Source organism: Bacillus cereus group sp. BfR-BA-01330, from assembly GCF_022663885.1.
In the GTDB taxonomy this organism is placed as follows: Bacteria; Bacillota; Bacilli; order Bacillales; family Bacillaceae_G; genus Bacillus_A; species Bacillus_A cereus.
This window is the reverse complement of sequence record NZ_JAKUGK010000006.1, coordinates 79,808-103,054: the sequence shown is the minus strand read 5'-3', so window position 1 is coordinate 103,054 and position 23,247 is coordinate 79,808. Positions and strand designations below refer to the sequence as shown.

Sequence of the window (23,247 nt, the reverse complement as noted above, 5' to 3'; positions counted from 1 at the left end):
CTAGAATGCTTTCGTTTATATCTTATTTATCAGTTTTTGAAAAAAATAGAGTAAGTATTGTATTAATGCAAATAGGTTTGTATACTGACTGTTAGGCGAAAGTGAGAAGTGATTATTTTGAATCTTAGTAATTTAGTAAAAAAAGACATCTATATTCTCGTTTTAATGATACTTACAGTACCCTTAGTAGGTGAAATAAAGTCATTTCCTTTAAATGAAACATTTAGAATGAGCTTTGGCGCACCAACATTTTTCTTTTTTTTGTTATTGTTTCGACGAATTCCAGCATTCTTACCGGGTTTTTTAACAGCGATAGTCGTGGTAGTATTTCGTATCTCAATGGATGTCATTATAAAGGGAAATATGGATTGGCTAGCCGCTTTTCATACTCACTATCCTAGTTTTTTCTTTTATTTTACTTATTCGTATCTCTTTCATTTAGCAAAAATCAAACGTTTTTATCATCAACCACTAATGATTGGTTTTATTGGTTGCATGATTGAAATACTGTCAGACTGTGTGGAATTAATGATTCAATATTTCGTATTAAAAACATCGATCACATCCGAGGCAATAAATGAGATCATTGTTATCGCATGTTCCCATAGTTTTATAGTTCTAAGCTTTTTCAATATGATGAAATTGTATGAAGCGCAATCAAGGGAGAGACATATAAAGAAGCAAAATGAACACATGCTCATGCTCATCTCTAATTTATATGAAGATGCTGTTCATTTAAAGAAAACATTACAAGATGCTGAGAATATAACAAAAAAATCCTATGATTTATATAAAACCTTAGACTCCTTTGAGCACAAACAGATGGATTTTCAGTTTGAGGATTTAAGGCAACAGGCATTACAAATTGCTGGTGAGGTCCATGACGTTAAAAAGGATAACCAACGTATTTTTGCGGGACTTTCAAAATTAATTTCTGATGAAAGTTTTACAGATTATATGTCTGTGCATGAACTAGTAAATATCATTATACGGGCAAATACGAAATATGCACGGTTGCTAGAGAAAGACATCCAATTTGTGTATAAAATTGATGGTGTGCATCCTCATTATCATATTTACACAATCTTATCTATTATAAATAATATCGTTACAAACGCTGTAGAAGCTATCCAAGGTATGGGAACCATCACAATTGACATTAATAAAGACCACCATTTTGTTGAATTTCAAATAGGCGATAATGGTCCTGGTATTTCTTCAAAATATAAAGATTCAATTTTTGAGCCTGGGTTTACTTCTAAATATGATGATTTAGGCAACCCATCGACAGGTATCGGATTATCGTATGTTAAAGAAATGGTCGAACAACTTGAAGGTGATGTTACGCTTGAGGACAGAACCGAAGGAAAAGGATCAATTTTTATAATTAGATTAGGGATTGATCATATAATTTCGAAAGGGTGATTCTATGTATTTTTATATAGTAGATGATGAAAAAGCGGTTCGCTCAATGTTGGCTCAAATTATCGAGGATGAAGATCTTGGGGAGGTTATAGGAGAAGCTGAGGATGGTTTATCTTTAGAGCAACAAATGGTAATCCTTAAAAATATAGACATTTTATTTATCGATTTGTTAATGCCGAATCAAGATGGAATAAAAACAATTCGTCAAATAAAGCCTTCGTTTAAAGGGAAAATCATCATGGTCTCTCAAGTAGAATCAAAAGAATTAATTGCTGAAGCTTATTCGCTTGGTGTTGAATACTATATTATTAAGCCAATTAACCGGATTGAAGTATTAACAGTTGTTCGGAAAGTCATTGAACGAATTCGTTTGGAAAAATCAATAAAAAACATTCAAGAATCGCTTAATATGGTACTAAAATTGGATAGTAATTTAAGTACGCAAGAAAAATACCGTAGTGAAAAACATTTAAATACTTTCAATCATTTTCAAAATTCCATTCATTTTCTTTTGTCTGAATTAGGAATAGCCAGTGAAAGTGGAAGTAAAGATTTAATGGATATGCTAGATTATTTATATAAATATGAACAAGATAACACGTTGGAACAAGGCTTTCCCTCACTAAAAGAGATTTTTATGAATTTGGCTCAAAAAAAACTTGGGGATTCAGCTGAAGATGCCGAATTAAAAAGGTTCATAGAAGCTTCCAAACAACGGATTCGGAGAGCAATTTATCAATCATTAAACCATTTAGCATCCCTTGGACTTACTGATTTTTTAAACCCGAAGTTCGAAAATTATGCTTCTAGATTTTTTGATTTTACTACCGTAAGGAGAAAGATGACAGAATTGAATAATGAACCAACATTACCTGCTCGTATTGATACGAAAAAATTTATTCAAGTTCTTTATTTTGAAGCAAAACGAATACACCTGGAGTTAAGATAATAAACTCTTGCTAAGTATTATTTTCAATTGATAGATTGATAATTGTTTTCATGTTATTGGTTTTATATAGTTTTTCTAAGAGAGGATTTTCCTTTATTTCATATTGGCTTTAAAATCAGAAAATTCCGTATCGATTCGGTAGAAGTGTATGAACTTAAAACAAAAGAATATGTATTTTTTACACATTAATATTCATTAAAAAAAACGAGTATTTTCACAATAAAATATAAATACATAGTAAGTTGAATTGAAAAAAAGATGCTATCTTCTGGCATCTTTTTTTCTTTAAGAGGAAATATCATTGATCCTTATATTATTTGAAATTCAAATGCGGGCATATAAATAAGGGAAAAGGAGATAATATTTAACAAATTATAATTGGAAATGGTATTTTAGGTCAGAAATGTTTTTATACTAATTAGGTTATTGGTACTAAATAAGCATAATGTCTCGCTTTTCTGCTCTTTAATCTTATCGTTATTTTTTATTAAGTACATATCGTTTTTTAGAAATCTCAATCCTAGCAGAGTATATAAATTGGGTGATAAAAATGTGGAACATAATTACTTCTTATCTTCCAGATTGGAAAGTCTTTGTACAAGCTTTTATCTTGTTTTTAATTCCGTATACTATCTCAAGATTTTTTCATTGGGTTCGTATGTCAGAGAAAGAGTGGGAAGAATGAGTTGGTGGAAGTCAAGAGACAAACAAGTGAAAAAAAATAATATTCAAAGTAAAACGAAACAAGAGCATAAACCATCTCAAAATACAAACGTTCATTTCACAAATGATTTTGCCTCTAACTTAGAACTTATAAAGCAACAAATCGGACATAATTCTGATGTTCGATTTCGGAAGTTTAATATTGGACGCACAGATATTCAGGCTGGGATCGTTTTTGTTGATGGTCTATCAGATAAAGAGATAATTGACAAACATATTATGAAATTACTAATGGATGATTTTTCTGATGAATATAAAAATGAATCTTCTTATGTGGAGGGGACTGTTTCAAAAGAATATATTAAAAATAAAGTTCTTACAATTAGTGAAGTAGCAGAAGTCCATTACATAAAAGATTTAATACCCAAAGTATTGATAGGTTCAACAGCTCTTTTAATTGATGGTTTAGCAGATGTGTTTATTCTTGGTACAACAAAAGCAAATAAACGAAACATTGAAGAACCAGTATCGGAGGCATTAGTCAGAGGGCCACGGGTCGGTTTTACTGAAGTATTAAGTGATAATACCTCACTTTTGCGACGACACTGTGCGGATGAGAGCTTATCATTAGTAAAGCTACCAGTAGGAGAACGTGCAAAGAAAGAGTTAGTCGTCGCATTTATTAAAGATCTTGCTAGTACAGAATTGGTGGATGAAATAAAAAACAGAATTCAGAAAATTGACATAGACAGTGTACTCGAATCTGGTTATATAGAGCAACTTATTGAAGATAATTATCTCAGTCCTTTTCCGCAGATTCAAAATACAGAACGACCTGATCGTGTTATTAGTGCTTTGATGGAAGGTCGAGTAGCTATTTTGTTAGATGGAACACCATTTGTTTTAATTGCTCCAGTTACATTTAGTATGCTGCTGCAATCACCAGAAGATTATTATGAAAGGTGGCTTCCTGGTACGCTTCTCCGCTTATTACGCTTCATGACAGCTTTTGTTTCATTATTTGCTCCAGCACTGTATATTTCTTTTATTTCATTTCATCCAGGATTAATTCCCACTAAGCTCGCTATTTCTATTATCGGATCGCGAGAAGGAGTTCCTTTTCCCGCTTTAATAGAAGCGTTAATTATGGAAGTAGCTATCGAAGTTTTGCGAGAAGCAGGTTTACGTCTGCCTAAACCGATTGGACCTGCAATGGGAATTGTGGGCGGTTTAATAATTGGTCAGGCTGCCGTAGAAGCAGGAATTGTTAGTCCAATAATGGTTATCGTTGTTGCGGTAACAGCTATTTCTTCTTTTACTATTCCGCAATATAGTGTGGGAATTACGTTACGCATTCTTCGTTTTATAGCTATGTTTTGTGCTGCGATATTTGGCTTGTATGGAGTTATTCTCTTCTTTCTTTTACTTTGCAGTCATTTAGTGAAACTGAAAAGTTTTGGCGTTCCTTATACCAGCCCTGCTGTTCCATATCGATTCAGTGATTGGAAAGATTTTATGGTTCGCATGCCATTAAAAATAATGAGACGTCGACCGAAAATAATGCATACCAAAAAAACTATCCGCAAAAGGTAGCTGATGACGAAAGGAAGTGGCCTTCAGTGATTACTATACCTAAAGACCGAATAACAACTTCACAAGCAGTTGTTATTATTGTAAATTACATACTTGGGACAGGAATTCTTACTTTGCCCAGAGCATCTGTGGAAAAAGTGAAAACACCAGATGTATGGTTAAGTGTGATATTAGGTGGGATACTGGCAATGGTTTCAGGAGTAATTATGGTCAAATTAAGTCAGCAGTTTCCAGAAAAAACATTTTACCAATACAGTCAAGATATTGTAGGGAAATGGATAGGGAGATTGCTTAGTTTTCTTATTATAGGGTATTTTCTTACAACTTCAGCATTTCAAATTCGTTCAATGGCAGAAGTAATAAGCTTTTTTTTACTAGAAGGAACCCCCACATGGGCTATTGTTATGCCTTTTATGTGGATAGGTCTCTATTTGATTATGGGTGGTATTAATTCAATTGCACGGATGTTTGAAATAATATTTCCTATTACTGTTTTTATTTTTTTAATCATTTCCTTTATGAGTATCGGAATATTCGAGATAGATAATCTCCGTCCCGTATTAGGTTTGGGAATTAAACCAGTGTTAGATGGGATAAAAACAACGTCTCTCGCATATACAGGTCCTGAAATTATGTTAATTCTTTTGGTATTTATGGAACAACGAAAGAAAGCAGTAAAAGCTATTTTAGTTGGAATTTCTATTCCGTTAATCTTTTATGTAATAACTGTTGTAATGGTCATTGGTGCATTATCAGTTGATGGGGTTGTAACAAGAACATGGCCGACAATTGACCTTATGCGCAGTTTTGAAATTTCTGGTTTGATATTTGAACGTTTTGAATCTTTACTGCTTGTAATATGGATTATGCAAATATTTGCTACCTATACGATTAGTTATTATGCAGCTGCATTAGGATTAGCGCAACTCTTTAAAAAGAGTATTCATCCGTTTATTTTTGCTTTGATTCCAATCATTTACATCATTGCTATGACTTCGAAAAATATAAATGACTTGCTTAAATTGGGGGATATGCTCGGTAATGTTGCATTATTTTTATTTGGTTTACTACCACTGCTTCTTCTTATTATTACGCGATTAAAAGGAGGAGTAGTGTGAAACATAAATTTAATTATATGCGGTTCTATTTGGCTTTGTTATGGACGCTTTTGCTTCTATTTTTAACAGGGTGTTGGAGCAGTAAAGAAGTAGAAGAGTTGAGTTTAACTGCAGGTATAGCACTAGATAAAGGGAAGGATTCAACAATTGAGAAAGAGGATGAGGAAGGAGGTTATCCTAAAAGAAATCTTATAACAGCTACTTATCAAATTGTTAGTTCGCAAGCACAAAGTAAAGGAAATGGACAACAAAAACGTTATATAAATGTTTCTGAGACCGGTGATTCCATTCATCAAATTGTTCGTGAGTTTTCATTGAAAAGAGAGAGCACAATGTTCAGCCCACATTTAAAAAACATTGTTATTAGTGATAGTCTTGTACGTACATACAGTTTAGAACAATTACTTGAACAGTATCTCCGTGACAATGAAGTTCGGCTTAGCTGTATGCTCTTAATTAGCAAGGGTCTAGCGAAGGAGGTACTGGAATCAAACAAAAAAGGAGAAATCCCAGCATTTCGTTTGTCTGGAATTGCAGATAATAGAAATAGAACAACAAGGATTTTACCTCCTGTATCGCTCGCTAAATTGGAAGGAAAGATGCGGTCAGGGTCCAGTTTTCTTTTGCAAAATGTAATCTCGATAAAAGGAGAAACAAAATTTGCAGGAGCTGCTGTAATTAAAGGAAAGACAAAAAAGTTGATGGGCTTTTTAAATGAACAGGAATTGGAAGGAGTAGTATGGATAAACGGAAAAAGGAATGGTGGTGTGGTAAAAACTTTTGATAAAGAATCAAAGAAACTCATTATATACGAAATAAAGTCAATAAAAAGCAAAATCATACCACATGTTAACGGAAATAATATTTCCTTTGATGTAAACATTGAATCAGAAGGGCGTTTGTCTGAAAATTGGATACAATCAGGAAAAGATTTTGAAAATGAATTTTTAAAAAGGGAAGAAAAAGCTATTGAAAAAGAAGTAAAGCACTTAGTACATCATGTTACAAAAAAAATACAAAAAGAATACCAAGTCGATATTGCGGGTTTTGGCAACCAATTAAGAATTAAACACCCGAGAACATGGGAGAAAGTCAAAAAAAATTGGGATCAAACATTTAGTAAGGTACCGATTAAATATCATATAAATGTAACTATACAAGATTATGGAGCGTCAAGTTTAAAACGGTGAGATACCTTAATTGAAATTATATTTGCATCAAAACAAAAAGTTACAAAAATTTTAATTTAAAAATTTTTGTAACTTTTTGTTTTTTTATGTCCTTCTTATTATAGATTAAAGAAATGATTTTATCCCGCTATTTGCCGGGCAGCAAGACCCCCACCTCAAAATTCAGCGAAAGCAAAGAAGTTATTAGAGGTATATGTAAGCTCTATATAGGAAGGAGAATTTTGAAATTCTATTGATAAACCAAGTAATTGTAATAGCCCTTATTTAGAATAATAATTTCAAAATCAATAAAATTTAGAGTAGAAGGAGCAAGAGCAAATTATTATGAATAAACAAATAGGATTCATCGGATGTGGAAACATGGGTATTGCTATGATAGGTGGGATGATAAAAAAAAATATAGTTTCTCCAGATCAAATAATTTGTTCAGATTTAAACGTCATTAATTTAAAAAATGCTAGTAATGAATATGGCATAACTATAACTACTAACAACAATGAAGTCGCTAACAGTGCTGACATTTTAATTTTATCAATCAAACCAGATTTATACTCATCGGTAATTAACCAAATAAAAGATCAAATAAAAAATGATGTAATCGTTGTAACTATTGCTGCAGGAAAAAGTATTAAGAGCACTGAGAATGAATTTGGTAGAAAGTTAAAGGTTGTTAGAGTAATGCCTAATACACCGGCACTTGTTGGAGAAGGAATGTCTGCGTTATGTTTTAATGAAATGGTTACAGAAAAAGATATAAAAGAGGTACTGAACATATTTAATATTTTCGGCCAGACGGAGGTCATAAATGAAAAACTAATGGATGTTGTTACATCTATTAGTGGTTCTTCTCCAGCATATGTGTATATGTTTATAGAAGCCATGGCAGATGCTGCTGTACTTGGCGGTATGCCGAGAAAACAAGCTTATAAATTTGCGGCTCAGGCTGTATTAGGTTCTGCAAAAATGGTATTGGAAACAGGAATACATCCAGGTGAATTGAAGGATATGGTTTGTTCTCCAAGTGGAACGACGATAGAAGCTGTAGTAACGCTAGAAGAAAAAGGTTTAAGAACAGCTATCATTTCAGCTATGAAACGTTGTACGCAAAAATCTATGGAAATGTCTAGTTTAACTAGTAAGTGAGAAGCGAATTTATATAATATTTCAAATCTATTTAATGTAAAAGAAATATTATGAGGCTAGTTAATGACTAAGTAAATTTATATACAACACTAACGAGAAGAACAAACCTTATTTTAAAGGGGATACAGAAAATATGAGTAATTTACTAAAAAAGAAATCCGTTACACAATTGTTAGAGCATAATCAAAGCAAGACTTTAACGAAAACATTAGGAGCATTTGATTTAATTATGTTAGGGGTAGGCTCGATAGTTGGAACGGGTGTTCTTGTGTTAACTGGATTAGTAGCAGCAACAAATGCTGGTCCAGCAGTTGTTTTTTCATTTATACTTGCAGCAATTATATGTGGATTTATAGCATTATGTTACGCGGAAATTGCTTCTACACTCCCGGCGTCTGGTAGTGTATATACGTACTCATATGCAACAATTGGTGAGTTTGTTGCTCATCTAGTAGGTTGGTCATTGCTGTTAATATATATCGTGGCAACAGCAGCTGTCGCTGCTGGATGGACAGGCTATTTCCACAATTTAATAAAGGGATTTGGATTAGAGATACCTAAAGCTCTAGTAACGATTCCTTCGCATGGTGGTATTGTGAATCTACCAGCAGTAATTATTACATTGATATTGGCATGGATGTTATCTCGTGGTACGAGAGAAAGTAAACGAATCAATAATATAATGGTATTGATTAAAATTGGAATGATTTTGTTGTTTATTACGGTTGGTATATTCTATGTAAAACCAATGAACTGGATACCAATTGCACCATACGGTTTAAGTGGAGTTTTTACGGGTGGAGCAGCTATTTTATTCGCTTTTACGGGTTTTGATATATTAGCAACTTCAGCAGAAGAAGTAAAAGATCCGAAACGTAATCTTCCCATCGGTATTATTGCATCATTAATCATATGTACAATTATTTATGTTATGGTATGCCTTGTTATGACAGGAATGGTTTCCTATAAAGAATTAAATGTTCCTGAGGCAATGGCTTATGTAATGGAAGTTGTAGGACAAGGAAAAGTCGCTGGTGCAATTGCTGCAGGTGCTGTAATTGGCCTTATGGCTGTTATTTTTTCCAATATGTATGCGGCAACACGAGTATTTTTTGCAATGAGTCGTGATGGATTGTTACCGAAATCATTTGCGAAAGTTAATAAGAAAACTGGAGCACCCACTTTTATAACTGGATTAGCAGGAATAGGGAGCTCTATAATAGCTGGGTTTATTGATTTGAAAGAATTAGTTAATTTAGTTAATATCGGTAGTTTGGTGACGTTTGCGTTAGTTTGTCTATCAGTTATTATCCTTCGTAAATCACATCCAAATTTAAAACGTGGATTTATGGTACCTTTTGTACCTGTATTACCATGCGTTGCAATTGTATGCTGTGTGTTTTTAATGCTAAATTTACCGTTAAGGACATGGGTGTACTTTAGTATTTGGATTACTATTGGGGTAGTAGTATATTTCCTTTATTCGATAAAATACAGTAATTTAAATGAGGAAACGATCTCGAAATTACATGATAAAATTGCGAGATAATAACGATCGAAAATTTTATTAATAATCATATTGATAGTTGAGTAACATAGAAACAGTTTTTTGACATTTAGCAAGAGATAAAATAAGAGATGCTAGGGCAGCTAAGTACTTTTTTAGAAACCTTGCTTGTTTTTTACGATTTAACACTGCTAAGGAGAGAGAAGTATGAGTGAATTGCATTTTATGAGTATAGAAGAATTGGATAATAAATTGAAAAAATCTGACAGTGGTATTTATTTCATTAAAGACTATAATGACAATATTATTTATGTAGGCAAGGCTTTTAGTATAAAAAGTAGAGTATTAGCTCATTTTAATAGTTATTCCAATATTGAGGAATATGTACATTTATTTAATAAAGTAGCGTATCTCATTGAAGATAGTTTGTTAAAACGCTCTTTGTTACAAGTTACTTATATGATTAAATATAGACCAGTATTAAACAAAGAAGTACAAAAAGAATTCCCAGAGTTGTATACTCAATACATTAAGCAGACAAATAAAAAATCTATGTTGTTAGAAATTGATAAAGCTAAAGAAAAGGGGGATGAGTTAAAGAATAAATTAGTAAAATTAGTGGGTGGAAAAACTATGTTTTATGACATAATTTCTCTGTTAAACAATGGATATAACTATCATATCCTCGCAAAAGTATTGAGCATAGAACTTCAAACTTTAATTATAATGAAAGAATACCGAAAAAAATTCCCGATACCACATAATTATAAGAGGACAATAAAACATCAAGATATAATGTATGCTTTATCTGGAAAAAAGAATTTAAGTACTTCAAGGTTAAACACTTAACTTTAAAGTAGTAAATTCGTTGCTTTTGTAGCTTTTATTGTTATATTGAAATGCAATGTACATTTGTGTTTCAAATTTAATTGGTGGAATAAGGGGAGGGAAAGGGTTCCTATAAAAATACTGGAATAAATTAGGTTAATCATGCATAAATAGCATAATTAGGCACATGTTATTTATAAATATTCAAAGATACGAAAGTGATACAAATGAAATTCTTATTTCTGCTACTACAAGTACTATTGAGCAAATGAAGTATGAAATTGCTTTTGAACTAGGAGTCACACTGGGACCTGATACATCACATCATCTGCAAATGGTTCGGATCGGTGGAGAGATTACAAAACGCTTAGTTCGAATGGCTGAAAAACAGTTAACAGGTCAATACAGACTACACTAAGAAAATAATCCGTATATATACGGATTATTTTTCCTTTAATTTACAAAAAAATAAATTTCGAAATTGAAAAAACCTCTCAGATTCTTTTGTAATGATGTTTTTTAGTTATGTTAATGACGTAGGTATTGGAAGGTGATAAATTCGATACGAGCGATGTATGAACCCTTTAAAGAGTTTTGGTGTTATTTGCAATTTTAATTCCATAATACTTAAGCCGATATAATAAAATGTTTTATGTCTAAATCGATATAAAGGAATAGTTTTTAAGTGATATTTCTTTTTTATAGAATAAGCAAAACTTGATATTGTAGTAAGAATTGTTTTGATGTCAATTTACTGTGCACCTTGGTTATTGAAGTTTTTGGTTGATTAACAACTATTGTATTTGGAAATTAATAATAAGTTTATCTCGCTATTTGCCCGTAAAAGCCCGATTGGTGTGGGCTAATAATCAGTGGGGGATGAACAAAACCCCCACTGATTAAAGTTTCACTTTATGTGATGCGGTAATAAAACTAGCTAGTTTGCTATTTTTAGTATTTGTAAAGTCTATATATTTTTTCCTCTTTTGTGGAAAGTAAAACTAATGTTACGACCAGTAATATAGTGTCATTTTTTGAATATTCCATTCGTTTTTTATTTTTAGTTGATGAAAAGACCTTTCTCTCAATTAAATGTTTAATTGAATCCTTGAATTTCCTCTACCTTGTATTTTTCAAAGCATAGTGCTTCAAAAATAGCCGTATCGCTTTCATCTGTTTCCAATTTCACAACTTCTTTATTATCTTTTTCTAAAATTTGGAGCAAAATAGTTTTTCAGTTTCACATGTAAATTAGCAGTATTTATTTTTTTGAATTCAATTTGTATAAGTGATTGAATTGGAACTTTGACTGTTATTTCTTGCGGTGGTACAGTATCTCCTGTTACTTTCGCTTTATTTTAAATCTTTTTCCAGCTTGGTCCTCGCATTGACTACCACTGTATTTTGTAGTATTTCACTGTTTTCTCAAGTTCAATAATTATATTTTGTAGAATTAAGAAAAGAACTTAGCTTATTTCCTTTACTTATCTTATCTACTCTGATATTTAGATGCTAACTATAATTAAATAATATATGATTTTTATAAAAAAGATATAGTAATATTTTGTTGTGAATTGTACTAATTTGATATTTTATAGTATTATTTGTCGTGAATTATATATAACAGAATATATTTTATGGATCTATAAAGGAGAATGTAATGAATACTTCTATCGATATACAACACTTGTGTGATCTTGCACATAAAGCATTTAATGCCCCTGTACATATTTTATCTGCAGACAGAAAAATTTTATATCATTCTACATCTGATAATGTTTGTAGTCCTTTTTATTCTTCAAAAGAAGAACATCTTACTGATATTTATCAAGAAAACGATCCCTTTAACTTGCCACTTTTCCGAAGTAACAACTATCTTGAAAATTTTGTTCTAATTCATATAGAAAATCATGATGATATTAAAGGGACTATTATAATCGGTCCTACTATACATTCAAAAGATTCAGATGATATGATCATAAAATTTCAGAAAGAATTTAAATCAAATGATAACATTCAAGAAAGACTTGCCTATTATCAGTGTTTATCTGAGATTAAAAAAACTACATTAATTGATATGGGAATTTTATTACATTACATGATTTTCAATGAAAAGTTAGATGTAGATATTGTCTTGGAAAAAAATAAAGTACTAGAGGAAGTTCCTAATAAAATTGTGAAACCGGATTTATATATTTTAAAACGCCGACAAAACAAACCTAAAACGCACAATATGGCATTAGTAAATGATTTCTTTTCGACTATTAAAGAAGGAAATAAAAAAAAGTTAATACAGTATATGTATGCGGTTTCGCAAGAAGATGTTGAACTTATGCTAATAGAGGATCCGCTCAGGAATCAAAAAAACCTTGGAATTATTGCGATTACCTTAGCCACTCGATATGCAATAGAAGGAAACCTGCCACCAGATATTGCTTTTGCCCATAGTATTTTATATATACAAACCCTAGAACAATTAGATAATGTAGAATCTGTAAAGCGATTATCAGGGGACGCTTTACGTACCTTTGCAGATCGTGTGAAAGAATACAATGCAAAAAAGTATTCTTACGCGGTTACTACATGTATAAAACATATTAATAAAAATGTTTACGATGGAATATCTCTGAATGAACTTGCTAATCATTTAGAAATTACGCCTACTTATCTGTCTAAACTATTTAAAAAAGAAATGGGAATTACTTTAAGCGAATATATTCAAAGGGAAAGAGTGGAAGAAGCAAAAAAATTATTAACACTCACTACTTATTCGTTATCAGATATCTGTGCGTGGCTTAACTTTAATGACCAAAGTTATTTTATAAGAGTTTTCAAAAAAATCACTAGTATGACTCCTAGGCAGTACCGTGAAAAATATACAGTAATATAAGCTTGTTATCTGCTGTCTTCAATGTAAAGACTTAAACATGGGTATAAGTATCCCAAAAAATGAAAATACACTAACCATTATTTTGCTAAAGAAAACAAAAAGACAGAAGGCTGCAAAGTGTTCCAAGGAAGCTTTGCAGCTTTTTTGTAATTTAAAACCTATGTTTATAACGATGATAAGTTTATAGACTAATATCTTCATACTGAATATTTGTTAATAATGATATTAGGATGTTTTGTGAAAAAATCAACAATATAACATATATTACTAAATATATCTACATTTTATGCAATTATACATAACTAAATAAAGGTAAAAAAGTATAAAAAGACCTATTATATTATTCTATAAGTATTTTTTCTAAAATAAAATTTCTCGGTTGAGCTAAAATAGTTATTTTTAACCGTATACACATTAATTTGTAATCATTACAATTACAGAAATGAAATTTATGGATAACTATATTTATATAATTTTTTTCGGTTCATATTTTTATTTAACAGTAAATTATCGATCGTAATCGACAAAATTTTTCTATTTACGCATTAAAAATTTAATGTTTTAATGAACAACATAACTGGTATGACCAGACAGAAAGGAGAAGGTTACGCTAATAGGAATTATAGTGAAGTTATAAGTAACATTATGTTGTTAATAATTTTCTAAATGGTAAATTTATCCACAAGAGGTCAAGAATCAAATTTGTAATAAACGTGTTCTAAGTTTCTGCATAACAAAAGTGAAGTTATTCCGCAATAAAAGTATAAGCGATGTACAGCATAATTCCACCTTTTGTAGTCTAGTAAGGAGTTTGCTGATAAAACTAAGAGTAATATTATTAAATTTGAATTAAACAATGTTATGACAAGATTAACTGTAAGCATTGGTTTATTGATCCTCACGATTCTGTAAGTTAAACCGCAACTTTAGGAAAGAATTAATAATTTACTACTCATAGGGTGCCTGATTCAAATATAGTTAATAAATTTTTGTTATTTATATTTAAAAAAATAGAGTATCGAAATGAGAGATAAATAAAATCCTTACATCCTATTAGAAGTAAAAAACAACGATATTAACGTATCTGAAAGATTTCTCCTTCTTATCCAGTTTACAACGAGAGCGGTCGTACAAGTTATATGAATTAAGTTATAAAAACAATGGTAAAGGAGTGTACGGAATGAAAACTAAAATAATGACAGGATTTTTAATAACATCCATTGTAACTGGAGCAACTATTCCTATCAATACTCTCGCAACACCAATCGTTCAAGCGGAAACTCAACAGGAAGGCATGGATATTTCTTCATCATTACGAAAATTAGGTGCGCAATCTAAATTAATCCAAACGTATATTGATCAATCTTTAATGAGTCCTAATGTACAGCTAGAGGAAGTCCCAGCTTTAAATACCAATCAATTCCTAATCAAACAAGATATGAAGGAATGGTCATCGGAACTCTATCCACAGTTAATTCTATTAAATTCAAAAAGTAAAGGATTTGTAACAAAATTTAATAGCTATTACCCGACATTAAAATCGTTTGTAGACAATAAAGAAGATAGAGAAGGGTTTTCGGATAGACTTGAAGTACTTCAAGAAATGGCTATGACGAATCAAGAAAATACGCAACGGCAAATCAATGAATTAACAGATCTTAAATTACAGCTTGATAAAAAATTAAAAGATTTTGATACCAATGTGGCAACTGCTCAAGGCATACTAAGTACAGACGGAACAGGAAAAATAGATCAGTTAAAAAATGAAATATTAAATACCAAAAAAGCAATTCAAAATGATTTACAGCAAATTGCATTAATACCAGGGGCTTTAAATGAACAGGGATTTGCTATATTCAAAGAAGTTTATAGTCTTTCAAAAGAAATTATTGAACCAGCTGCGCAAGCAGGGGTGGCAGCGTATAACAAAGGAAAAGAAATTAACAACTCTATTCTAGAAGCTGAGAAAAAAGCAGTGCAAGAAGCAACAGAGCAAGGTAAAACGGCTCTAGAGATTGAATCAGCAAAAAAAGCAGCTCGTGAAGCAATTGAGAAAAGCAAACAAGGTGAAATAGCAGCCGCAGCTGCAGCAAAAACACAAGAGTATGACCTGATGAAGGTCATTGATACCGAAAAGATTAAGAAAACATTTGGCGTTTTTGCTGAAGTAAATAAATTAACAGCAGAACAGCGAGCATATTTAGATGATTTAGAGAAACAAAATCAAAAAATATATGATTTAACAACGAAATTATCAATAGCTGATTTACAAAAATCAATGCTTCTTCTTACACAAAATGATTTGCATACGTTTGCAAATCAAGTAGATGTAGAACTTGATCTACTAAAGCGCTATAAAGAAGATTTAAATCTAATAAAAAATAGCATTACAAAATTATCTACTAATGTTGATACAACTAGCGAGCAGTCTCAAAAAGATACATTAAGACAATTAAAAAATGTAATAAGTTACCTTGAAGAACAAGTATATAAATTTTAATATTGCGTTTTTTCGGAATTCATAAAGATTATAAGCATTTAGCGAAAGAAGGAGAATAGTCATGAAAAAATTTCCATTCAAAGTACTAACTTTAGCTACATTAGCAACTGTTATAACTGCTACTACCGGTAACACTATTCATGCATTTGCACAAGAAACGACCGCTCAAGAACAAAAAGTAGGCAATTATGCATTAGGCCCCGAAGGACTGAAGAAAGCATTAGCTGAAACAGGGTCTCATATTCTAGTAATGGATTTATACGCAAAAACAATGATTAAGCAACCAAATGTAAATTTATCTAATATCGATTTAGGCTCAGAGGGGGGAGAGTTGCTCAAAAATATTCACCTTAATCAAGAGCTGTCACGAATCAATGCGAATTACTGGTTAGATACAGCGAAGCCACAGATTCAAAAAACTGCTCGTAATATTGTAAATTACGATGAACAATTTCAAAATTATTACGACACATTAGTAGAAACTGTACAAAAGAAAGATAAGGCAGGTCTAAAAGAGGGTATAAATGATTTAATTACTACAATCAATACAAATTCAAAAGAAGTTACAGATGTGATTAAGATGCTACAAGACTTCAAAGGGAAACTATATCAAAATTCTACAGATTTTAAAAATAATGTTGGTGGTCCAGATGGGAAAGGTGGATTAACTGCAATATTAGCAGGTCAACAGGCAACGATTCCACAACTTCAAGCTGAAATTGAGCAACTTCGTTCTACTCAGAAAAAACATTTTGATGATGTATTAGCATGGTCAATTGGTGGTGGATTGGGAGCAGCTATTTTAGTTATTGCAGCTATTGGAGGAGCGGTAGTTATTGTTGTAACTGGCGGTACAGCAACACCGGCTGTTGTTGGTGGACTCTCGGCTCTTGGTGCAGCTGGTATCGGTCTAGGAACTGCGGCTGGTGTCACAGCATCTAAGCATATGGACTCCTATAATGAAATTTCTAATAAAATCGGAGAATTAAGTATGAAAGCAGATCGTGCTAATCAAGCAGTTCTTTCGCTTACTAACGCGAAAGAAACATTGGCATATTTATATCAGACTGTAGATCAAGCGATATTGTCTCTAACAAATATTCAAAAGCAATGGAATACAATGGGCGCAAATTATACAGATTTACTGGATAATATCGATTCTATGCAAGACCACAAATTCTCTTTAATACCAGATGATTTAAAAGCCGCTAAAGAAAGTTGGAATGATATTCATAAAGATGCAGAATTCATTTCAAAAGATATTGCTTTTAAACAGGAGTAGAACTGAAATTTAACACCTAAATTGGAGGAAAATGAAATGATAAAAAAAATCCCTTACAAATTACTCGCTGTATCGACGCTATTAACTATTACAACTGCTAATGTAGTTTCACCAGTAACAACTTTTGCAAGTGAAATTGAACAAACGAATAATGGAGATACGGCTCTTTCTGCAAATGAAGCGAGAATGAAAGAGACCTTGCAAAAGGCTGGATTATTTGCAAAATCTATGAATGCCTATTCTTATATGTTAATTAAGAATCCTGATGTGAATTTTGAGGGAATTACCATTAATGGATATGTAGATTTACCTGGTAGAATCGTACAAGATCAAAAGAATGCAAGGGCACATGCCGTTACTTGGGATACGAAAGTAAAAAAACAGCTTTTAGATACATTGAATGGTATTGTTGAATATGATACAACATTTGATAATTATTATGAAACAATGATTGAGGCGATTAATACAGGGGATGGAGAAACTTTAAAAGAAGGGATTACAGATTTACGAGGTGAAATTCAACAAAATCAAAAGTATGCACAACAACTAATAGAAGAATTAACTAAATTAAGAGACTCTATTGGACACGATGTTAGAGCATTTGGAAGTAATAAAGAGCTCTTGCAGTCAATTTTAAAAAATCAAGGTGCAGATGTTGATGCCGATCAAAAGCGTCTAGAAGAAGTATTAGGATCAGTAAACTATTATAAACAATTAGAATCTGATGGGTTTAATGTAATGAAGGGTGCTATTTTGGGTCTACCAATAATTGGCGGTATTATAGTGGGAGTAGCAAGGGATAATTTAGGTAAGTTAGAGCCTTTATTAGCAGAATTACGTCAGACCGTGGATTATAAAGTAACCTTAAATCGTGTAGTTGGAGTTGCTTACAGTAATATTAATGAAATGCACAAGGCGCTTGATGATGCTATTAACGCTCTTACTTATATGTCCACGCAGTGGCATGATTTAGATTCTCAATATTCGGGCGTTCTAGGGCATATTGAGAATGCAGCTCAAAAAGCCGATCAAAATAAATTTAAATTCTTAAAGCCTAATTTAAATGCAGCGAAAGACAGTTGGAAAACATTACGAACAGATGCTGTTACATTAAAAGAAGGAATAAAGGAATTAAAAGTGGAAACTGTTACTCCACAAAAATAGGGAAATATTAATTCTGTTGTAAAGTGAACTAAAACATAGAAAGTCTATGATTACACTGTTAAACAGAAAAGTAATAATTGATAAATCCTTATATAACAGAAAGGCGGAGTCTCATTAAAGACTTCGCCTTTCAATTATATATAAGTATGATTCGAATAAAAAATAACCTTGTAGTTTAATTGCTTTTTTAAAATTTGCAACAGAATCGGTTAATTTGAAGTAGATTATATACATTTTCTTTAATACTTAATGATTTGAAGGCTGCTAAAGAAAGTTCAAACGATACTGATAAAAGATGTAGAACTCATTTTGAAAGACATCGCTTTTTAATAAGATTAGAACTTGAAACCATACCTTATATAGGAGGAATACGAAATGATGAAAAAAACCCCTAATAAACTACTCGCTGTATCAGCGTTTATAACTATAACAACTACTTATGCAGTCATACCAATAGAAACTTTTGCAATTGAAATTGAACAAACGAACATTGAAAATATATCTCTTTCAGCAAATGAAGAACAGATGAAAAAAGCTTTGCAAGATGCTGGTTTATTTGCAAAAGCTATGAATGAATACTCTTATTTGCTAATTAATAATCCAGATGTGAGTTTTGAAGGAATAACTATTAATGGAAATGCAGATTTACCTAGTAAAATTGTACAAGATCAAAAGAATGCAAGAGCACATGCTGTTACATGGAATACACAAGTAAAAAAACAACTTTTTGATACATTGACAGGCATTATAGAATACGATACAAAATTTGAAAATCATTATGAAACATTAGTAGAGGCGATCAATACTGGAAATGGAGATACTTTAAAAAAAGGGATTAAAGATCTACAGGGAGGAATTCAACAAAATCAAAAGTCTGCAAAAGCATTAATAGAAGAATTAATGCAATTAAAAAATGCTATTGGAGAAGATGTTAGAACATTTGGAAGTCATAAAGAGACATTGCAATCGATTTTAAAAAACCAAGGTGCTGATGTGGAGGCGGACCAAAAGCGTCTAGAGGACCTTTTAGGACAAGTAAAATATCAGAAAGACATAGAATCTAAGGGGTTAGACATGGTGAAAATCCCCTTTATTCCAACCTTGATTGCTGGTGGCATAATGATAGGTGATGCAAGAGGTAAGTTAGGTTGGCTAGAACCTGAATTAGCAAAATTGCGTCAGACTGTAGATTATAAAATAACATTGAATCGTGTAGTTGGAGTTGCATTTCATAATATTAGTGATATGCATAGTATGCTTGATAGTGCTATCACTGCTCTTACTTATATGTCTACGCAATGGGAGGATTTAGATTCTCAATATTCGGGTGTACTGGGACATATTGATAAAGCTGATCAAAAAGCTGATCAAAATAAATATAAATTCTTAACCCCTAGCTTGAATGCAGCGAAAAACAGTTGGAAAACATTAAAAACAGATGTTGTCACTTTGCAAGAAGGGATAAAAATTGCAGAGAAAAAAGAACAGGATTTTTTGAATCAGCTTCGTCCATCAAACGTTTTCTACTTTTATAAAAAGATTCATAACGCATACACTTTTGAAATAAAGACTGGAACAAATGCGCCAAATGCGTCTTATAAAGTTATGAATTTAACTAAAAACACTGTTCATAATATGTGGAGTGGAGGGGCTAATACTAACATGTGGGCTGATTGGCTTTCATTCAATCCAAATGATGAATTTGCGGTAGTAGCAGTAGTGGATGGTAAAGAATATGTTGTGTATAAAGACAAAGTACAAAATATAATGAACTGAATCTGAAAGTAACGAAGTAATTGGAGCTGGACAATAAACTAGACAACAAGTTAATTGAAAAATTGTAATGGTATATTTCTCCTTATGTCCTAGAATACTTAGCTCAAGAAAAAGTAAATATTGAACCAAGGCGTTACTTGCATTATGTGTATGGTTTTACCGAAAGGTTTCAAGTACATTACCCATACAATTATGTAGTTATCCTGAAGCATCTACAGGTGTTCTTATCGACCTTGAAGAACTACTTAGCTTCCTAAGTGGAGTGATTTTATGCAAAATTAAGTGAACGTTTTTGTACATAGATTAGTTGACATTCATATAGATTTTTTCCATTTTCAAAGATAGTTTTGTTTTTTATGTTATTTTTCAAAAATTACTGCTGAAATTTCTATATTCATGACTCAGTATATAATCATTGTTTGATGAAATGACATACCACGTCCCTTAGAGTTTCATACGTATTACGATAACTTAAAGAAAAAAGATAATAGTAGTCAACGGTTACTATTATCTTTTTTGAACTATTTTTCATTAAAATATCCCATCTGCTGTGTTCCTTATTTACTTTTCCAGATTTTATCCTAGTTTAAAATTTATGCATTTGAACTGTTTATACAATTTGTAGGATTTTTAGCTTTTTTGTCGAATACACTTAATGCAAGGAGGGACATTACATGATTATTAAAGATTATTTCATCAACCTTTCTATTTTTTCTTTATTAGTTAGCGCAGCAATATTTATTCAAGTGTTTACAATTAATTCTAGTCGATATTTCGAAAAGCTCTATGGAGGGATTATTGCAGTTACGTTAATGTTCTTTTCTTTTCCATACATGGGATTTTCCTACGATCTTCGAGTTGTTCCTCTTATTCTATCTTTTATTTACTTTGGTCGTATTGCTGGTTGGATTACGCTAATTAGCATAATATTAATGCGTATTTTTTACATTGGAGAGTATTGGGAACCTCCTGTGATTGCTTATTTATGTATGGGGATTCTATTTTCTACTTTTAAAACTTATTTTAAAAAACTACATCCTTTTAAAAGTGCATCGTTATATTTTTCTGTTTTTATTGGAATAAAGTGGTTAGTTGGCGTATTATTTAATACTACATTACTTTACACAGGAGGCCTATTATATATAGCGTTAGGACTTTTAATTGGGCTATTTCTTATGGAAGCCTACCAGAGATTGTATTATTTAACACAGGACTTATCTAAAATGAATCGAGAATTAAAAAAATCGAAGCAAGAACTTACAGATACCGTACATGAGCTTCAAGGAGGAATTTTTAAATTTAAAAAAGTGGATAAGCACTTTATACACACTTTATGTGATGGACAGTTTTATTATCAAAACGGATTTTATTCTGAACAGGTGGTAGGAAAAAGCTTACGTACTATTGATGCTTCTATTATTCCTCCACATTTAGTTCCACAATTGATGAAGTACTATCTCCAGGCATGGGAAGGAAAAGAAATTATATTTGAATTACCTTGGCCAAATGATAAAACTATTATTCTTATTGCGCTTAGGCCAATTAAACGAAATGGACAAGTTATTGAAGTTGTTGGTTCTACAGTTGATATAACCGAAAGGAAAAAGGTAGAATCAGAATTAAGCGCTACCAAAGAATTATTAGAATCATTTATAAAGCATAATCTAGATGCTATTACCATTTCTGATCGAGAAGGGCATATTTTACAAGCCAATAAAGCTTATGAAAAGATATTTGGGTGGTCATCACAAGAAATCATAGGTAAGAGATTACCTTGTGTACCGGATTTTTTAATGGAAGAATCGCTCGAAAATATTCAGAAAATTCTAACAGGAGAATCGGTGGTTACTAGATTAGAAACTGTTAGACAACGGAGTGATGGGAGTCTTCTTGATATCAGTCTGACAGTTTCTCCTATACTAGATGTAAGAGGAAATGTGATAGCTTTATCAGCAATATGTAGAGACATCTCTGAAAGAAAACAAGCAGAAAGAGAACGGCATCGATTACACCAGCAATTAAGAGATAGTGAAATGAAGTACCGTGCACTAATCGAACAAGCAACTGATGCGGTATATGTAGTAGAGCTGAATGAAGATAATGCTCCAAGTCGATTTATTGAGGTAAACCCTGTTGGGTGTAGAAGATTTGGATATAGTAGAGAAGAGTTGCTCTCATTATCATTTTCAAATATAGTACCACAAGATTCTCAAATAATCGTAAGGTTATTAGAAAAAATTAAAAAAGGACAAACTTCCTTCACTTTGCAAGATGAATATGTTTTCCCAACAGGAAAAGTAATAACAACTGAGTTTAGTGTTCGTGTTTTTAACTTAAATGGTAAAAAAGTTTTTCTAAGTATTTCTCGTGATATCACTGAACGGCTAAAAACAGAAGAATTATTACGAAAATCTGAAAAACTTGCTGTTGTAGGACAATTAGCGACTGTAATGGCTCATGAGATTAATAATCCATTAACTGCAATGAAAGGGTTCATGCAATTACTAAAATCAACGGAAAATGAGAATAATCAGGGTTATATTAATATAGTATCATCAGAGATTGAGCGTATAGAGAGCATAACAACTGAATTTATGGCGGTAGCCAAACCACAGGTAGTAAAAATGCAACCTAATAACATTAGTGTGCTAATGGATCAAGTTGTAATGCTACTACAACCTCAAGCAATGATGCATAATATAAAATTTAGAATCGATCTTAACCCTGGTATTCCATTGATTTCATGTGAAGGAAATCAATTAAAACAAGTATTTGTTAATATATTAAAAAATGCAATTGAATCTATGCCGATGGGAGGGGAAATTCTGATTCAAATAAATATACTTGATAATAATCAAGTAAGCATTCGTTTTATCGATCAAGGGTGTGGGATTCCAAAAGAACGTATACCATACCTCGGAGAACCTTTTTATAGTATTAAAGAAGAGGGGATTGGCTTAGGATTAATGATCTGTTATAAAATCATTGAAACACATCAGGGAAAGATATTTATTAAGAGTGAAATGAATAAGGGGACTACAGTTGAAGTCACTCTCCCTATTTGTACACTTCAAAATTAAGATATTCTCTTACTGAAATTTTTTAAGAAACCATACAGAATGTAATGCCAATGTTACTTAATGAAATAATAAAGAGAAGAACACTGGTAAATGTACCCTATAGAATAGACACTTGAAAAAGCCTGTTATAAAAACATCC

The 23,247-nt window shown here is 31.8% G+C and carries 16 protein-coding genes; 15 read left to right on the top strand and 1 reads right to left on the bottom strand.

Annotated elements, in window-relative coordinates; all coding sequences use genetic code 11:
* Nucleotides 1–108: 108 nt before the first annotated feature.
* The 9 genes from MR112_RS17925 (at nucleotide 109) to MR112_RS17885 (ending at nucleotide 10,834) form a co-directional block, all read left to right on the top strand.
* Entirely contained in the window at nucleotides 109–1,425 is a 1,317-nt protein-coding gene (locus MR112_RS17925; protein WP_000584790.1) for a sensor histidine kinase, read from the top strand.
* 4 nt (nucleotides 1,426–1,429) lie between these two features.
* Nucleotides 1,430–2,374, top strand: a complete 945-nt coding sequence (locus MR112_RS17920) for a response regulator (protein WP_000274085.1) — start codon at nucleotides 1,430–1,432, stop codon at nucleotides 2,372–2,374.
* 681 nt (nucleotides 2,375–3,055) lie between these two features.
* Nucleotides 3,056–4,630 (top strand): spore germination protein, encoded by a 1,575-nt coding sequence (locus MR112_RS17915; RefSeq protein WP_000119232.1) that lies wholly within the window; start codon nucleotides 3,056–3,058, stop codon nucleotides 4,628–4,630.
* A 26-nt stretch (nucleotides 4,631–4,656) separates the two neighbouring features.
* The gene (locus MR112_RS17910; protein WP_000628609.1) at nucleotides 4,657–5,748 is read left to right on the top strand and encodes a spore germination protein; all 1,092 of its coding nucleotides are present in this window, start codon (nucleotides 4,657–4,659) and stop codon (nucleotides 5,746–5,748) included.
* On the top strand, nucleotides 5,745–6,938 hold the full coding sequence (locus MR112_RS17905; protein WP_000680795.1) for a Ger(x)C family spore germination protein: 1,194 nt from the start codon (nucleotides 5,745–5,747) through the stop codon (nucleotides 6,936–6,938). Before MR112_RS17910 ends, MR112_RS17905 begins: the two co-directional genes overlap by 4 nt.
* 324 nt (nucleotides 6,939–7,262) lie before the next feature.
* On the top strand, nucleotides 7,263–8,081 hold the full coding sequence (proC, locus tag MR112_RS17900) for a pyrroline-5-carboxylate reductase (RefSeq protein WP_001041291.1): 819 nt from the start codon (nucleotides 7,263–7,265) through the stop codon (nucleotides 8,079–8,081).
* 133 nt (nucleotides 8,082–8,214) lie between these two features.
* Complete coding sequence (locus MR112_RS17895; RefSeq protein ID WP_000067463.1) at nucleotides 8,215–9,630, top strand: amino acid permease; 1,416 nt, start codon at nucleotides 8,215–8,217, stop codon at nucleotides 9,628–9,630.
* A 165-nt stretch (nucleotides 9,631–9,795) separates the two neighbouring features.
* Nucleotides 9,796–10,437 carry a GIY-YIG nuclease family protein gene (locus tag MR112_RS17890; RefSeq protein WP_001292165.1) on the top strand — a complete coding sequence of 214 codons (642 nt, stop codon included), beginning with the start codon at nucleotides 9,796–9,798 and terminating at the stop codon, nucleotides 10,435–10,437.
* Nucleotides 10,438–10,603: 166 nt separating this feature from the next.
* A complete protein-coding gene (locus MR112_RS17885) occupies nucleotides 10,604–10,834 on the top strand; it encodes an alpha/beta-type small acid-soluble spore protein (RefSeq protein WP_000897399.1) in 231 nt (76 codons plus the stop codon).
* Nucleotides 10,835–11,512: 678 nt separating this feature from the next.
* Here MR112_RS17885 and MR112_RS17880 read toward each other — a convergent pair.
* Nucleotides 11,513–11,641: a hypothetical protein gene (locus tag MR112_RS17880; RefSeq protein ID WP_000939298.1), complete on the bottom strand. Its 129-nt coding sequence runs from the start codon at nucleotides 11,639–11,641 to the stop codon at nucleotides 11,513–11,515.
* A 435-nt stretch (nucleotides 11,642–12,076) separates the two neighbouring features.
* Here MR112_RS17880 and MR112_RS17875 point away from each other — a divergent pair, with 435 nt between their 5' ends.
* The 6 genes from MR112_RS17875 to MR112_RS17850 all read left to right on the top strand — a co-directional run bounded on the left by MR112_RS17875 (nucleotide 12,077) and on the right by MR112_RS17850 (nucleotide 23,108).
* Entirely contained in the window at nucleotides 12,077–13,306 is a 1,230-nt protein-coding gene (locus tag MR112_RS17875) for a helix-turn-helix domain-containing protein (protein WP_001097917.1), read from the top strand.
* A gap of 1,180 nt (nucleotides 13,307–14,486) precedes the next feature.
* Entirely contained in the window at nucleotides 14,487–15,806 is a 1,320-nt protein-coding gene (gene hblC / locus MR112_RS17870) for a hemolytic enterotoxin HBL lytic component L2 (RefSeq protein ID WP_063245783.1), read from the top strand.
* A 61-nt stretch (nucleotides 15,807–15,867) separates the two neighbouring features.
* Entirely contained in the window at nucleotides 15,868–17,088 is a 1,221-nt protein-coding gene (gene hblD / locus MR112_RS17865) for a hemolytic enterotoxin HBL lytic component L1 (RefSeq protein ID WP_000714435.1), read from the top strand.
* Nucleotides 17,089–17,124: 36 nt separating this feature from the next.
* The gene (gene hblA, locus MR112_RS17860) at nucleotides 17,125–18,252 is read left to right on the top strand and encodes a hemolysin BL binding component B (protein WP_000591969.1); all 1,128 of its coding nucleotides are present in this window, start codon (nucleotides 17,125–17,127) and stop codon (nucleotides 18,250–18,252) included.
* 375 nt (nucleotides 18,253–18,627) lie between these two features.
* A complete protein-coding gene (gene hblB, locus MR112_RS17855; RefSeq protein ID WP_063245782.1) occupies nucleotides 18,628–20,028 on the top strand; it encodes a hemolysin BL regulatory component HblB in 1,401 nt (466 codons plus the stop codon).
* A gap of 674 nt (nucleotides 20,029–20,702) precedes the next feature.
* On the top strand, nucleotides 20,703–23,108 hold the full coding sequence (locus MR112_RS17850) for a PAS domain S-box protein (RefSeq protein ID WP_078186774.1): 2,406 nt from the start codon (nucleotides 20,703–20,705) through the stop codon (nucleotides 23,106–23,108).
* The last annotated feature ends 139 nt before the right edge of the window (nucleotides 23,109–23,247 follow it).